Here is a 14,192-nt window from a genome sequence, read left to right on the forward strand (position 1 = left end):
TTCCGACGCCTGGGTCACGCAGCCTTTGCCAGCCGCTCGCGCCCATGCGGGTGATCGAAATCCAGTTCCGGCCCGATCGGGACGATCCCTGTCGGATTGATGGTCTTGTGGCTGCGATAATAGTGGTTCTTGATGTGGTCGAGATTGACGGTCTCCGCAACGCCGGCGACCTGGTAGAGATCCCGTAGATAGGCCGAGAGGTTGGCATAATCGGCGATGCGGCGGATGTTGCATTTGAAATGCCCGACATAGACGGCATCGAAGCGGATAAGCGTCGTAAACAGCCGCCAGTCGGCCTCCGTCAGGCGATCTCCGAATAGATAGCGCTGCGTTGCCAGTCGTTGGTCCAGCATGTCGAGGGTTTCGAAGAGACGGAGCGCGTTTTCCTGATAGGCTTCCTGCGTCGTCGCAAAGCCGGCCTTGTAGACGCCGTTGTTGACCGTATCGTAGACGCGCTCGTTCAATGCATCGATATCGGCCCTCAAGTCAGCAGGATAGAAATCCGCCGTGGAGCCGGTCAGGCCGTCGAAGGCGGTGTTGAACATGCGGATGATTTCGGCCGATTCGTTGTTGACGATCGTGCCGGTCTGCTTGTCCCAGAGAACGGGAACGGTCACGCGGCCGGAATAATGCGGATCGGCTCTGACGTAGACCTCCCAGAGTTTTGTCGCGCCAAAGAGATGGTCGACGGTGCCGCCGTCTGTGCCTTTGAATTCCCAGCCGTTTTCAACCATTAGCGGATCGACGATCGAGACGGAGATCAGCTCCTCCAGCTTCTTCAGCTTGCGGAAGATCAGGGTGCGATGCGCCCAGGGGCAGGCGAGCGACACGTAAAGATGATAGCGTCCGGCTTCTGCCTTGAAGCCGCCGATGCCTGTCGGGCCGGCGCTGCCGTCTGCGGTCACCCAGTTTCGAAACTGCGACGCAACGCGCTTGAAATGGCCCTTCGTCTCTTTGGTATCGTACCAGACGTCATGCCAGACGCCGTCCACCAACATGCCCATTGCTTGATCCTTTCGAGGAACTACCGAAACTATATATCTGGAGATACGGTATGCACGCCGGATTTCGAGACAGCAAATGATGAACACTGCGTTATGGGTGCTATCACCAGGCTCATTCGGGGCGCCGAACTCGATAAAAGAGGTGATGCCAACCCGATCTTGCATGAATGAGCGGCGGGATGCATTTTGCATTGGACGCGCCGAATATTTCCTGCTATCCGGCTTTTCACAGTTTAAGGACCCCTTGGCATGAAAGTAACCAGAAGCCTGCGACGACGCCGATGATCTTGAACGCTCGATGAGCGCTTTCGGGAACAATATCGTCCGTCTATCTGGTTTTCTGGGCTAATGTACAAGCACGATCTGGTCTACCTCACTGAGGATGCGTCGCACGACGCTGCAATCGAACTCATCAACGAAGAAGCTTTCGGTCCGGGACGGTTTACCCGTGCCGCTGCTCGCATTCGCGAGCAAGGGCCGCATGACCATTCGCTGTCCTTCATCTGCGCCGATGATGGCGAAACGATCGCCTCCGTGCGGATGACGCCGGTGCTGGCCGGATCGGTCAAGGGACATCTCCTCGGCCCGCTCGCCGTGCGCCCCTCGCACAAGAACAAGGGCATAGGCCGCGAGCTTGTGCGGATCGCGGTGGCCGCTGCCCAGCGCAAGGGATCGGAAGCCGTCATCCTCATCGGCGATCCGCCCTATTATTGCCCGCTCGGTTTCGAGAAGGTTGCCTATAACGCACTGACCTTCCCGGGGCCTGTCGATCCCAACCGGGTGCTGGTCGTGCCGATCGCGGCAGACACGCATGCGCGGCTGCAAGGCTCGATCGCATGGCGCGATGATTCCACTGCGGCTGTGGAAGCCGAAGATGACGACGATCTGGATGATGTCGTGCAGCTCACGGCGATCGCTGTCTAGAGCAATTCCAGGAAAAGTGCGAAGCGGTTTTCCGTCCGGAATTGCGTAAAAACAAAGGGATAGAGCATTTTCGCGATTCGAAGAAAAGCGGAAAGGCTTTAAAGGCGCTATCAACGAAAAATCGCCCTGCTTATATCAGCGGGGCGACAATTTCTTCTGCAGAAAGAACCGGCTGCGACCGGCGGGGAAATCCGGCAGTTCGCCGAAGACGGCATAGCCCTGCCGCTGATAGGCTTTCAGCGCCTGTGGATTGAAGGTATCGATCCACGCGCCGAAACAGCCACGCGCGCTTGCTTCCGCTTCCGCCGCCTCCAGAAGCTTTCCGGCCATGCCCTGGCCGCGCAGGCTTTCCGGCACGAAAAGCAACTGCGTGAACAGCCACCCCCAGGCGGTATAGCCGGATATGCCGCCGATGGTTTTGCCGGCGTCATCGCGGATCAGAACAGCCAGGGATTGCCGAGCGGACGGCCCGACATCCGCGGTGTTGAACGCCGTCAATCCTTCGCTGATGGCTGTAAGGTCGCCTTCCGATGGCGTATCGGTCACGTCGATCTTCATAGTCATCGTCCTTCGCGCCACCACGTGGCGGAGAAAGCAAAGAGGAGGGCGGCGAGACCGGCAAAGCCTGCAAACAAGGGCAGGGTATTGATCCCCTTCAGCACGGTTTCGTCGGTCATGCGGACGGTCAGGCGCTGACCGTCGGCGACGCGAACGGCGCCGCGCACCGGCAGAACCTGCGGCACCGTCACGCTGCCATTGGCACCGGCGACGCGGGTGACGAGACCCTTGGTCTTCTGCGCCAGCGGCTTCAGCGTCTCCGTGGTGGAGATCATCGCCTTGAATTCCGGAGCATCGATGGCGCCGATATGGACCAGCGTCGACAGATCGCCGCTGGCGATCTGGTAGAGGCCGATCTCGCCCATATGCTTCTCTGCCTGATAAAGGCCCGGCTGCGTCTGCTTCAGCGGTAGGGTGTCCGTCTTGCCCGATGGCGTTTTGATCGTGGCGGGACCGGGGTCGTTGCCGATCGTCTGGCGTGTTACCTGCAGCGTGCGACCGGCAGCATTGGCGGTTAAGGCTTCTTCTTCCAGCGACGGCTCCTTCAGCAGCCAATGGGCAATGCGGCGGTAGAGCGACACATGGGGCCCGCCGCCTTCGAAACCGCGTGCCCATAGCCACCCTTCGTCGGAGAGCAGCATGGCGACACGACCCTGGCCGACGCGGTTCAGCACCAGCAGCGGGCTGTTATTGGCTCCGACCATCACCGTCTGGCCTTGCGGCCTCTCCACATCCACGCTGCGGAACCAGCGGCCCCAATGCGGCGGCTCGGTTTCGGAGCCATCCAGCCCGCGCGTGACGGGGTGTTTCTTCCCCTGATCCGAAAGGCGCGGATAAAAGGCTTTCTCGATCATCTGGCCCGTCGGCTCGGCCGGCAGGACCGAGGCAAGCGGCGTCAGCGCGATCGAACTGCCGCCGGCATGTTCGGGACCGGCCGCCACCAGCAGCGCGCCGCCATTTTCGACATATTGCGCCATGTAATCATAATAGATCGTCGGCAGGACGTTCTGGCGGTCCTGATAGCGGTCAAAGATGATCAGGTCGAAAGAACTGATCTTATCGACGAAGAGCTCGCGCGTGGGAAAAGCGATCAGCGACAATTCGTTGATCGGCGTGCCGTCCTGCTTGTCCGGTGGGCGCAGGATGGTGAAATGCACGAGATCGACCGATGCGTCCGATTTCAACAGGTTGCGCCAGGCGCGCTCGCCGGCGTGCGGTTCACCCGAAACGAGGAGAACGCGCATGTTCTGGCGGATGCCTTCGATCACTTGGACCGTCTGATTGTTGATGCCGGTGACTTCGCCAGGCACTTCGGCGACTGCAAATTCGAGGACATTGTTGCCGGCGCGCGGCACCTTGAAGCTGAAAGGAGTGTCCTGGCCGGGCGTGGCCTGCAGTGTGGCAATCTCGTCGCCATTCATCTTGACCGTGACTGCTGCGGTGCCGCCGGGGCTCTTGCCGTCGTCGACGACTCGAAAGACCAGCTGCTGCTCATCATTGACGATGCCGAAGCGCGGGGCGCGCACGATCTCTATGCGGCGATCGAATTCGTCCGGCTTGCCTGTTATCAGCCCGTGGACGGGCGCGTCGAAGCCGAGCTGCTGATTGACGCCGGGAATGTCGTGGATCTGACCGTCGGTCAGGAAGATGGCACCGCCGATGCGGGCCGGTGGCACGTCGGCGATCGACGAGGAGAGGGCGGAAAAAAGCCTTGTCGACGGTGATTCCGATTCCGCCGGATCGCGGAATTCCACAATGCGCGGCTCAATGCGGGGGAATTGGGCCAGCCGATCCTTGAGCATTGCCAGGGCTTCGTCCGTCATTTTGCTACGTTCCGGCGTCTGCTGGCTGAGGCTGCGGTCAACGACAACGGGAACGATCGTCGACAGTTGATCGCGATCTTCCTGCATCAGCACCGGGTTGGCGAGTGCCGCAAGCAGAGCGATGCCCGCCAGAGCGCGAATCCAGCCGCCGCGCAGGCGCCTGTAGATTGCGAGCGCCGCGATGGCGAGCGTCAGCAGCGCCAAAGCGGCAAGCACGGGCCAGGGGAGGAAGGGGGCAAAGCCGATATTCATATTATTGCCCCAAGCGCTGCAGGATATCGGGAACGTGGACTTGATCGGACTTATAATTTCCGGTCAGCATGTACATCATGATGTTGACGCCCGTGCGGTAGGCATATTCGCGCTGGGTCTCGTCCGGCGGCACGGTCGGCAGCAGCGGCGAGCCATTGTCGGCCACGGCCCAGGCGCCGGCAAAATCATTGCCGGTGATCATGATCGGCGTCACCCCGTCGGAGGTGGCGACTGCATTCGCGTCGCGACGCGCATCCTGGCGTGCTTCCACCCAGAGCGGACTGTCCGCATAGCGCCCCGGGAAGCTCGACAGCAGATAGAAGGACTTGGTCAGCACATGGCCCGCAGGCACCGGCTCCAGGGGAGGGATGTCGAGATTGGCAAGGATTTGCTGCAGCCGCTGGCCGTTCGGGCTTGGCGACGAGGTGTCGCCCATCGTGTCGATGGCGTCGCGGGTGTCGAAGAGCACGGTGCCGCCATTGCGCATATAGGCGTCGATGCGATTGATGGCGTCATTGGACGGCATCGGCGCCGTCGCAGAAATCGGCCAGTAGATCAGCGGATAAAAGGCGAGTTCATCCTTTGCAGGATCCACACCCACCGGCGGGCCGGGTTCGAGTGTCGTGCGATAGGTGAGATAGTCGGAGAGGCCTGCCAGCCCGCGCTCCGAAATGTGATCGACATCTGTCTCGCCTGTCACGACATAGGCAAGGTGTGTCTTGTCCAGCCGCGAGAAGATGGTGTCGTCGCCCGGTTTGGAATCGTCGGCCAGGACGCTTACCGGATGTAAGAACATGGCGAGCGAGACGGCCAGCAGCAGCATTGCCACACCGCCCGCAATCGTTTTGGCCGATCTACCCAGGCGGGGAAAGGCGCCGTTCATGAACAGGACGATGATGCTGTCTGCCAGCAGGATGAGGAAGGCGAGGGTGAAGAGGATCGGCTTTGCCGACCAGGCCTCGCCGCCGATCAGGCCCTCGCGTGCGACCACACCGGCTGCCGAGGCATCCAGCGGCCTGAGCGCTGTGGCGCTCGGCAGGGTATTGAGCGCGCTGAAGCCCTCTTCGGAACCATAGAGGCCGGGCGGGTTGTCGAAGCTTGCGACTGCGGCTCCCTTGTTGCCTGGTTCCAGCGGGCGGGCACTGCCGATCTCACTGGTCAACACGCCCTTGGCGGTCAGGAGCCGGTAGGGCGGCATTGCTTCGTTTGCCTTGGCAGCTCCTTGTCCCGACGCAACGCCGCCGGCGCGCGAGAGCTGGACGATACGGCGCAGCATCTCAACGAAATCGCCTGATATCGGCAGATCAGACCATTGCGGCTCGGCACTGACGTGGAAGAGCACGATGCGGCCGGCCTGCATCTGCTTTTCTGTGACGAGCGGCGTGCCGTCGGCAAGGCTTGCCCAGGTGCGCTCGGCCAGATCCGGTGTCGGCTCCGCCAGGACCTGCCGCTTGATCAGGACATTGTTCGGCTTCGGCATGCCGGCGAAGGGGCCGAACGATGGGAAATCGGCAAGCGGCTGCGGTTCGGCCCAGGAAAGAGCGCCGCCGAATGTGCGCTCGCCCTGCCGCAATGTGACCGGGACCAAAGGATCGTCGGCGGGTGCCGCGGCAAGGCGCGGGCCGGCAAAGCGGACAAGCGTGCCGCCATTTTCGATCCACTTCTGCAGTGGCGCGTAGGTTTCCTGCGGCAGGCGGCCGACATCGGCCATGATGATGACGGAGGGGTTGCCCGCGAGCAGTTGCGGGATCGACTTCGCCAGATCGGCGCTGTTGGGCTGGGTCAGATCGGCATAGGGTTGAAGCGCACGCTGGATATAATAGAGCGGCGACAGGATCGGCTGGAATTCGTCGGCGGCCTGTCCGGAGAGGAGCGCCACGCGGCGGCGGCGAAAACCGTCGTCCAATAGGTATACGCTGCCGGCGCTGGCCTGACGGTCGATGCTGATGCGGGCGAAATCATTGCGCATTTCGAAGGGCGCGGTGATGGACCCGGTCGCAACTGTCTGCCCGCCTGCGAAATCAAGCGAACCGACGGCAATCGGCCGTCCTTGATTGTCCTGTGCCGTCAGCCCGAGGCGCATCGGGCCGCTACCGTCCAGCCGTGTGGCCGTGACGGTCATGTTGCTGGCGGTATTGGCTGCGCCGGTGAGCGCCATGATATCGTGGCCATCGCCCTCGATGAGCCGCAGCTCGCTTGGCTGCAGGGCAGCAAGGCGGCTGACGATATCGTCCTTGTCCTTGCTCTCGATGCCGTCGGAGATGAAAGCGATGGTGCCGGGCTTGCTGCCATTGAGTGCCGCCTTGACGGCATCGGCGGCGCGTTGCCGATCCGGCACCAGCGGCCTCGGGTTCATGGCATGCAGCTTGTCTCGGGCAGCTATTGCCGCACTCGGGGTCGCATCGTTGCCCTGCTCGGCGGTGAAGGTGATTGAGACGGGAATGCCCTTGGCGTCGGCATCGTCGATCAGCGCGTCGGCGGTACGTACGCGGCGTTCCCAGTCGGAGACGCTCGCCCAGCTATTGTCGATCATCAGCACCAGCGGGCCGCCGCTCGACAGCGTATTGGTGCGCGGATTGAACATGGGATTGGCGATGGCGAGAATGACCAGGGCGGCAAGCAGCATGCGCAGCAGCGTCAGCCACCACGGGCTGCGCGCCGGCGTTTCCTCACGCTTGAGAATGCTCGCCAGAATGCGCAGCGGCGGGAACACCTCCGCGCGCGGCTGCGGCGGCGTCAAGCGCAGCAGCCACCAGATCGCAGGAAGCAGAATGAGCGCTGCCAAGATGGCCGGTGAAGCGAATGCGAAGGAGAGGCCGCTCAAGGCTGGCCTCCTGACGCGACCCTCGCGGGCATGCCTGAGAGATACATATGTACAGCGACCAGGGCTTCGGAAGCCAGCCGGTCGGTGCGGTGGCTGACGAAGGTCCAGCCGAGATGGCGGAGCGACTGACCGAGATTTTCGCGCCGTGCGAGATAGGCGCGCTGATAATCGTCACGCAGGTTTTCCGCGCGGCCGGCGATCAGCTTCGAGCCCGTTTCTGGATCACTGAACTCGGTGCGCCCGCTATAGGGAAAGAGTTCTTCGGCGGGGTCGGCAACCTCGATCACATGGCCGCGCAAGCCACGACGGGCCAGCGGCCCGATCCTGCCCATGACGCTATCGGCATCGTCGAGAAAGTCGCCGATCAGCACGATATCGCTCCAGCCACGGATCATTGCTGTCTGCGGCAGGCCGCCCTCGAGCGGCGTGTGCATCAGCGCTGCGGCCAGGCGCTCCGCGGCATTGCGGGTCGAAACCGGCTCCATGATGCCGGGGCAGCCGATGCGCTCGCCGGAGCGGGACAGAATTTCCGCTAGCGCCAGCATGAGGACAAGCGCGCGACCCTCCTTGGACACATGGCCGTAGGTCGACTTATACATCATGGATGGCGAGAGATCGGCCCAGAGCCAGATCGTGTGGGCGGCTTCCCATTCATGATCGCGGATATAGGTATGATCGTCGCGAGCCGAGCGCCGCCAGTCGATGCGCGACAGGCTTTCACCTTCCGTATAGGGGCGGAACTGCCAGAAATTCTCGCCGATGCCGCGCTTGCGCCGACCGTGCCATCCGGCAATGACCGTGTTGGCGATGCGCTTGGCTTCGACGAGGCAATCCGGCACGAGGGCGGCACGGCTGCGGGCTCGGGAGAGGGCATCATTGCCTGAGGTGGGTCTGACGGTCTGTCCGATGGATGCCACGCGCTATACTCTCCTCGACACCCGGGTCACGATTTCGACTGCTTGACCAGCCCTGAAATGACATCGCGGACGGACATGCCTTCGGCGCGGGCTGCAAAAGTCAGCGCCATGCGATGTTCCAATACTGGCTCGGCAAGTGCATGAATGTCGTCGATCGACGGGGCAAGCCGGCCTTCGTAAAGGGCGCGGGCACGGGCGCAGAGCATCATCGCCTGGCCGGCACGCGGGCCTGGACCCCAGGCGACATGCTTGTCTGTGGAGGCATTGCCCTGGCCCGGGCGGGCAGAGCGCACGAGTGACAGGATCGCATCGACAACGCCGTCGCTGACGGGCATCTGGCGGATGAGCTGCTGGATTTCCAGCAAGCGTTCGGCGTCGATGACAGCCTGCGGCGTCGCTTCGCTCAAGCCTGTGGTTTCGAGCAGGATGCGGCGCTCGTCGGCAAGTTCGGGATAATCGACATCGACCTGCAGCAGGAAACGGTCGAGCTGGGCTTCCGGCAGCGGATAGGTGCCTTCCTGCTCCAGCGGGTTCTGCGTTGCGAGAACGTGGAAGGGAGCGGGTAGGTCATAACGCTGGCCGGCGATGGTGACGTGATATTCCTGCATGGACTGCAGAAGGGCGGACTGTGTGCGCGGCGAGGCGCGGTTGATTTCGTCGGCCATCAGCAATTGTGCGAAGACCGGTCCCTTGACGAACCGGAAAGAGCGTCGGCCGGTTTCATCCTGGTCCATGACTTCGGAGCCGAGAATATCCGAGGGCATCAGGTCCGGCGTGAACTGCACACGATTGGAGGCAAGGCCGAGGACTGCGCCGAGCGTCGTTACGAGCTTCGTCTTGGCAAGACCCGGCACGCCGACCAGCAGGGCATGACCGCCGGCAAGCACGGCCAGAAGCGTGTTTTCCACGACGCTTTCCTGGCCGAAAATGACCTTCGACACCTCTTCGCGGACGCGGGCGATATCGCCCAGTGCCTTTTCGGCTGAGGCGATGATGGCCTGCTCATCGAGGCTCGTTTCGGTCGATTTGATCATGCCCATTTGCGTCTCCAATGGCAGAAAAACGGTGCGCGTGATTCGCAGACGTTACACATTTGCCTCATAATCAATACAACTTATCGCCAGCAAGATAGCTGACAAGCACGTTTCAAATGACTATCTCGTGAGAACTGTCATATTCCTGACTAACGACCAACCGGGACAGAAGAATGGCAACCGAGGAAATCAGGACAACGGGCGATGCCGCAAGCCTCGCGGCGCTGATTTCGCGCGCGGCAGGCGATAGCGGCGGCTCCAAGAAGGGTCTGCCGCCAGTCGATCGCTGGAATCCGCCATTCTGCGGCGATATCGACATGGAGATCCGCGCCGACGGCACCTGGTTCTATCTTGGCACACCGATCGGCCGCGCGCCGCTGGTGCGGCTGTTTTCCACAGTTCTGCGCAAGGACGAGGATGGAAAGACCTATCTCGTCACGCCTGTGGAAAAGGTGGGCATTCGCGTCGTCGACGCGCCGTTCGTGGCCGTCGAGATGAGCGTGACGGAGCGTGAGGGCAGACGGGTGCTGACCTTCCGCACGAATGTTGGCGATGTCGTCGAGGCTGGCAGAGATCATCCGATCCGCTTCGTCATACGCGGCGAGAACGACGAGCTGAAGCCTTATCTGCATGTCCGCGGGCGGCTCGAGGCTCTGGTGACGCGTGCGGTCATGTACGATCTCATCGAGCTTGGTGAGCCCGTCGTGATTGCCGGACGAGAGATCTTCTGCGTGCGTTCCGGCAGCTCCATCTTTCCGGTCATGCCGGTTGCCGAATTGGATGCGCTTACTCGATGAATGAATTCCCTCTTTATTCTGCGGACGAGTTCCGCCGTCGCGCCCTTCATCAGAGTGGTGGGCCGGTGGAGCTTGCCTGGCGCGATCACGGCGATCATCTCCTCAATCCCGAGACCATATCGCAGGTCGCGGACCTGAAGCTCAAGGATGCCGCGGTGCTTGTGCCCGTCGTCGACAGCGGCGACGATGCCAGGGTCATTTTTACGCTCCGGACATCGACGCTCCGCAAGCATTCCGGCCAGATCGCCTTTCCGGGCGGGGCCATCGATCCGGAAGACGCGTCGCCGGAGATGGCGGCGATGCGCGAAGCGGGGGAGGAAATCGGGCTTGCCGACATCTTCATCGAGCCGGTGGCGCGGCTGCCGCATTATCTGGCGGCGACCGGCTTTCGCATCACACCCATTCTTGCCGTGGTAAAACCCGGTTTTCATCTGACCCTCAATCCAACCGAAGTGGAGGATGCCTTCGAGGTGCCGCTCTCTTTCCTGATGGACCCCGACCACCACGTGACCGACACGATGCTCTGGCAGGGGACTGAACGCCATTTCTATCGCATGCCCTATGGGCAGCGCATGATCTGGGGCATTACTGCGGGTATCGTCCGCACACTTTATGAAAGGCTCTATAGATGACGTCCGTTGCCGATGAGGCCTGGTTTCGCGATGAGGCATTGCAGCGGGTGCTGGCGCTGCTCGATGCCGATGGCGGCGAGGGGCGTGTGGTCGGTGGTGCCGTCCGCAACAGCCTGATGGGGCTGCCCGTCGCCGATATCGATATAGCAACGACGCTGTTGCCTGAAACCGTCGTCGAAAGGGCCGAGGGCGCCGGAATCAAGGCGGTGCCGACCGGCATCGCGCATGGCACGGTCACCTTGGTCATCGATGGAAAGCCGTTCGAAATCACCACGTTGCGACGCGACGTTGAAACCGACGGGCGCCGTGCCGTAGTGGCCTTCAGCCGGGATTGGCAGGCTGATGCCGAGCGGCGGGACCTGACGATCAATGCGCTTTATGCATCTGCCGATGGCGAGGTCGTGGATCTCGTCGGAGGGCTGGCCGATCTGGGGCGCCGCAATATCCGCTTCATCGGCGATGCCGCGACGCGGATTGCCGAGGATCATTTGCGCATCCTGCGCTTCTTCCGCTTTTTCGCCTATTACGGCACCGGCCGCCCCGATGCGGAGGGCTTGCGCGCCTGTGCTGCTGCAAAATCGAAGATTTCAACGCTCTCGGCCGAGCGAGTCTGGTCGGAAATGAAGAAGCTGCTGGCGGCTCCAGACCCGGGCAGGGCGCTGCTCTGGATGCGTCAGATCGGCATTTTGACCGAAGTGCTGCCGGAAACCGAGAAATGGGGGATCGACGCCATTCCTGGATTGATTGCCGCCGAACAGGCTTTCGGTTGGCCGGCGGAGGCTCTGCTTCGTCTCGCTGCTATCGTGCCGCCCGATGCGGCAAGGCTCACCAAGCTTGCCGAGCGGCTGCGCCTCTCGAAAGCGGAAGGCGCCTATCTGCAGGCCTGGGCGAATGCGCCGATCGTCAAGGACGACATCTCGGAAGCGGCCTTCGATCGTCTGCTTTATCGCCATGATCAAACCGGCGTTGCGGCTCGCCTGAAGCTGGCGCTGGCCGTTGCCCGCAGCAAGGCGGAGGGCGATTTCGAGGAAATGGCGCGCGTGGCGCGGCTCGGGAAATTGCTGGAACGAACGGCAAACTGGAAGAAGCCCGCTTTCCCGCTTAATGGCGCGGATGCACTCGCAGCGGGCGTCGGTGCCGGGCCGCGTGTGGGCGAGCTTCTCGGCAAACTCGAGCAGGAGTGGCTTGACGCGAATTTTGCGATGAACCGGGCGAGCCTTCTCGCCCGACTCAAGGATTTGGCCAATGCCTGATAATGAGGCCTGATTAGCAGGCCCGCCAGTCAGGCCGCGTTGGCCTCGTCGCGAATCCGGGCCTTGATATTGTCGACCATGTTTTCGCGGATGATGGTTTCGCCATGCGCTTCGCGCATGTGCTCGACCGCGCGGCGCACCACCTCGGCGTCATCCTTGGCGCGGGTGTGCCAGGCGCAGCCGGGCACGAGCGTACCACATTCGAACAGTCGCATATCTTCCTCCTCATCTTTCAACGGATTCTCGCCCTAGAAAGGACCCGAAGGCCTAAACGCAACGAACGAGAAAAGGTTTCCGCTGTCCGGCAAGTCTCCTGCCCGGCGGCGGCCTTCCGGACATTAATCCGGCATTGCCCAGGATTTGAAGCAATCCGAGGATTGATATTGGGTGATAGGCGCCTGCTTGGCCGAACGATCGGCCGCGAAGCTGGCGATATCGCTTGGAGATTTGCCCGCCAGTTGCATCCTCACCTGCTCCAGGAAGCAGGAGAGGGGCAGATCGGATCCACTGCGGGTCCGCATATCCTCTGCCAGTCGGATAATGAACTCCGGACTATCGACTGTGCGCGACAGTTTCTGTTCTTTCGAAGCTTCCGTGACTTGTTTCTCTGCTGCCATTACAACCTCCTCCGATTGAACGAGCATTAGGTCACTTAGGCACTCCTCCCGCTGATTTCAGGGCGTTGTCCGATCATTTAATGTTGAACGTTCAAGCGCATCGCGATCTTTCAATCGTTTGCTGCGCTTGAGGTTTCCCGCATGCCGCGATCGCAAAATTGCCGCCCAGCTTACGCGACACGCTTCAAGGCCAACGCACCACCGGCGGCAGAGACGATAGGATCGACTCGACGTTACCGCCTGTCTTCAGCCCGAATATTGTACCCCTATCGTAGAGCAAATTGAACTCCACATAACGTCCGCGGCGAATTAATTGCTCGTCACGGTCTTCTTCCGTCCATGTTTCGTTGAAATTGGAGCGGACGATGCGCGGATAGACCATCGCGAAGGCGCGGCCGACGTCGCGGGTGAAGGCGAAATCCGCGTTCCAGCCACCGGCTTCCTCTGTCGAATGCAGCCAGTCGAAGAAGATGCCGCCGATGCCGCGCGGCTCGTTGCGGTGCTTCAGGAAGAAATATTCGTCACACCAGCTCTTGTAGCGCTGATAGTCGGCGACGGCATGACGATCACAGACGATCTGCATGGCGCGATGGAAGAGGGCGCTGTCCGGATCTTCCTGGGTGCGGCGGCGATCGAGCACCGGCGTCAGGTCGGCGCCGCCGCCGAACCATTGGCTCGTCGTCACCACCATGCGGGTGTTCATATGCACGGCCGGCACATTCGGATTGACGGGGTGGGCGATCAGCGAGAGCCCCGAGGCCCAAAAGCGAGGATCTTCCTCGGCGCCAGGAATCTGGCTGCGAAAGTCAGGAGAGAATTCGCCATAGACTGTCGAGGTGTGGACGCCGACCTTTTCGAAGACGCGGCCCTCCATCATCGACATGCGGCCGCCGCCGCCCTGGCCCTTGTCGCGCTGCCAGTCCTTGGCGATGAAGCGGCCCGGTTCCTGGTCGGAAAGAGGGCCGGTCAGCTCGCTTTCCAGCAGCTCGAACTCCGCGCAGATCGTGTCGCGCAGGCCTTCGAACCAGTGTCGCGCTGCCTCCTTCTTTTCTTCAATATCCTCGGGTAATCCCTTGGGAAGATTGGGTCGTTCCATTCACGCTCTCCGACGATGCGAGCAGCCGGCGGCCCGCGATTCGCACCGTATGTATCGTGATTTGGAATATCAGCAAGATTGCGGCGCAACCAGTGCAGCAACGCCGCAGGAGAATCGACTCGCAAATTTCACACTGCGGTATTATGTTCCCTCTCTCAAAGGCGAGGTTTTATCATGAAGATACCCGGACCGCCGCCCCTGGATGGGTTGAGAAACAGAATATTCCGTTACCGGCAGGACCATCCCGCCGGTGGAAAGAGTGAATTCGTTCGCGAGACCTTTTGTCTCAGTCGCCCGGAAGCGCGCGAAAAGGCGCGCGAATGGTTCAACGAATTCCCCAAGGCTGCCTATTGGACCGAAGTCGAAAGCTGGCGCCAGGTCGACGGCGATCGCATCGAGTTCACCATGCGGCGTCTGCCATCGGCGGATTGAACTGGACGAAACAACCGCCTGCCACGAGG

Annotated in this window: 14 protein-coding genes; 5 read left to right on the forward strand and 9 right to left on the reverse strand. The window is 61.6% G+C overall.

What is annotated here, in order from left to right:
* Positions 1-14 precede the first annotated feature (14 nt).
* Complete coding sequence (locus AC13QE_RS05235) at positions 15-1,004, reverse strand: glutathione S-transferase family protein (protein ID WP_488482897.1); 990 nt, start codon at positions 1,002-1,004, stop codon at positions 15-17.
* A 348-nt stretch (positions 1,005-1,352) separates the two neighbouring features.
* Here AC13QE_RS05235 and AC13QE_RS05240 point away from each other — a divergent pair, with 348 nt between their 5' ends.
* A complete protein-coding gene (locus AC13QE_RS05240; RefSeq protein WP_132717165.1) occupies positions 1,353-1,928 on the forward strand; it encodes a GNAT family N-acetyltransferase in 576 nt (191 codons plus the stop codon).
* A 135-nt stretch (positions 1,929-2,063) separates the two neighbouring features.
* Here the strand turns inward: AC13QE_RS05240 and AC13QE_RS05245 are convergent, their stop codons facing one another.
* From AC13QE_RS05245 to AC13QE_RS05265, 5 genes are read right to left on the reverse strand one after another with little or no spacing between them, the layout of a single operon-like run.
* On the reverse strand, positions 2,064-2,486 hold the full coding sequence (locus AC13QE_RS05245) for a GNAT family N-acetyltransferase (RefSeq protein WP_132717706.1): 423 nt from the start codon (positions 2,484-2,486) through the stop codon (positions 2,064-2,066).
* 2 nt (positions 2,487-2,488) lie between these two features.
* Positions 2,489-4,561: a hypothetical protein gene (locus tag AC13QE_RS05250; protein WP_488482898.1), complete on the reverse strand. Its 2,073-nt coding sequence runs from the start codon at positions 4,559-4,561 to the stop codon at positions 2,489-2,491.
* 1 nt (position 4,562) lies between these two features.
* Positions 4,563-7,385 (reverse strand): DUF4159 domain-containing protein, encoded by a 2,823-nt coding sequence (locus tag AC13QE_RS05255; protein ID WP_488482899.1) that lies wholly within the window; start codon positions 7,383-7,385, stop codon positions 4,563-4,565.
* A complete protein-coding gene (locus AC13QE_RS05260) occupies positions 7,382-8,302 on the reverse strand; it encodes a DUF58 domain-containing protein (protein ID WP_112411599.1) in 921 nt (306 codons plus the stop codon). The genes AC13QE_RS05255 and AC13QE_RS05260 overlap by 4 nt, the downstream gene beginning before the upstream one ends.
* A 26-nt stretch (positions 8,303-8,328) precedes the next feature.
* Positions 8,329-9,342 carry an AAA family ATPase gene (locus AC13QE_RS05265; RefSeq protein WP_488482900.1) on the reverse strand — a complete coding sequence of 338 codons (1,014 nt, stop codon included), beginning with the start codon at positions 9,340-9,342 and terminating at the stop codon, positions 8,329-8,331.
* Positions 9,343-9,509: 167 nt separating this feature from the next.
* Here AC13QE_RS05265 and AC13QE_RS05270 point away from each other — a divergent pair, with 167 nt between their 5' ends.
* Genes AC13QE_RS05270 through AC13QE_RS05280 form a run of 3 tightly spaced genes read left to right on the forward strand, consistent with a single transcriptional unit; the run spans position 9,510 to position 12,018 of the window.
* On the forward strand, positions 9,510-10,133 hold the full coding sequence (locus tag AC13QE_RS05270) for a DUF1285 domain-containing protein (protein ID WP_112334301.1): 624 nt from the start codon (positions 9,510-9,512) through the stop codon (positions 10,131-10,133).
* Positions 10,130-10,765, forward strand: a complete 636-nt coding sequence (locus AC13QE_RS05275) for a CoA pyrophosphatase (protein ID WP_132717161.1) — start codon at positions 10,130-10,132, stop codon at positions 10,763-10,765. The genes AC13QE_RS05270 and AC13QE_RS05275 overlap by 4 nt, the downstream gene beginning before the upstream one ends.
* Positions 10,762-12,018 (forward strand): CCA tRNA nucleotidyltransferase, encoded by a 1,257-nt coding sequence (locus AC13QE_RS05280; RefSeq protein WP_488482901.1) that lies wholly within the window; start codon positions 10,762-10,764, stop codon positions 12,016-12,018. The genes AC13QE_RS05275 and AC13QE_RS05280 overlap by 4 nt, the downstream gene beginning before the upstream one ends.
* Before the next feature lie 29 nt (positions 12,019-12,047).
* Here AC13QE_RS05280 and AC13QE_RS05285 read toward each other — a convergent pair whose 3' ends face one another.
* From AC13QE_RS05285 to hemF, 3 genes are all read right to left on the reverse strand, one after another.
* The gene (locus AC13QE_RS05285; protein WP_075851104.1) at positions 12,048-12,233 is read right to left on the reverse strand and encodes a DUF1059 domain-containing protein; all 186 of its coding nucleotides are present in this window, start codon (positions 12,231-12,233) and stop codon (positions 12,048-12,050) included.
* Between the two features lie 123 nt (positions 12,234-12,356).
* Positions 12,357-12,635, reverse strand: a complete 279-nt coding sequence (locus AC13QE_RS05290) for a hypothetical protein (protein WP_132717158.1) — start codon at positions 12,633-12,635, stop codon at positions 12,357-12,359.
* Between the two features lie 184 nt (positions 12,636-12,819).
* Positions 12,820-13,731, reverse strand: coding sequence for an oxygen-dependent coproporphyrinogen oxidase (gene hemF, locus AC13QE_RS05295; RefSeq protein WP_132717157.1), 912 nt, complete (start codon positions 13,729-13,731; stop codon positions 12,820-12,822).
* A 171-nt stretch (positions 13,732-13,902) separates the two neighbouring features.
* Here hemF and AC13QE_RS05300 point away from each other — a divergent pair, with 171 nt between their 5' ends.
* Positions 13,903-14,163, forward strand: a complete 261-nt coding sequence (locus AC13QE_RS05300; protein ID WP_041677939.1) for a hypothetical protein — start codon at positions 13,903-13,905, stop codon at positions 14,161-14,163.
* The last annotated feature ends 29 nt before the right edge of the window (positions 14,164-14,192 follow it).

This window comes from Martinezella sp. CNPSo 3957 (assembly GCF_057784395.1).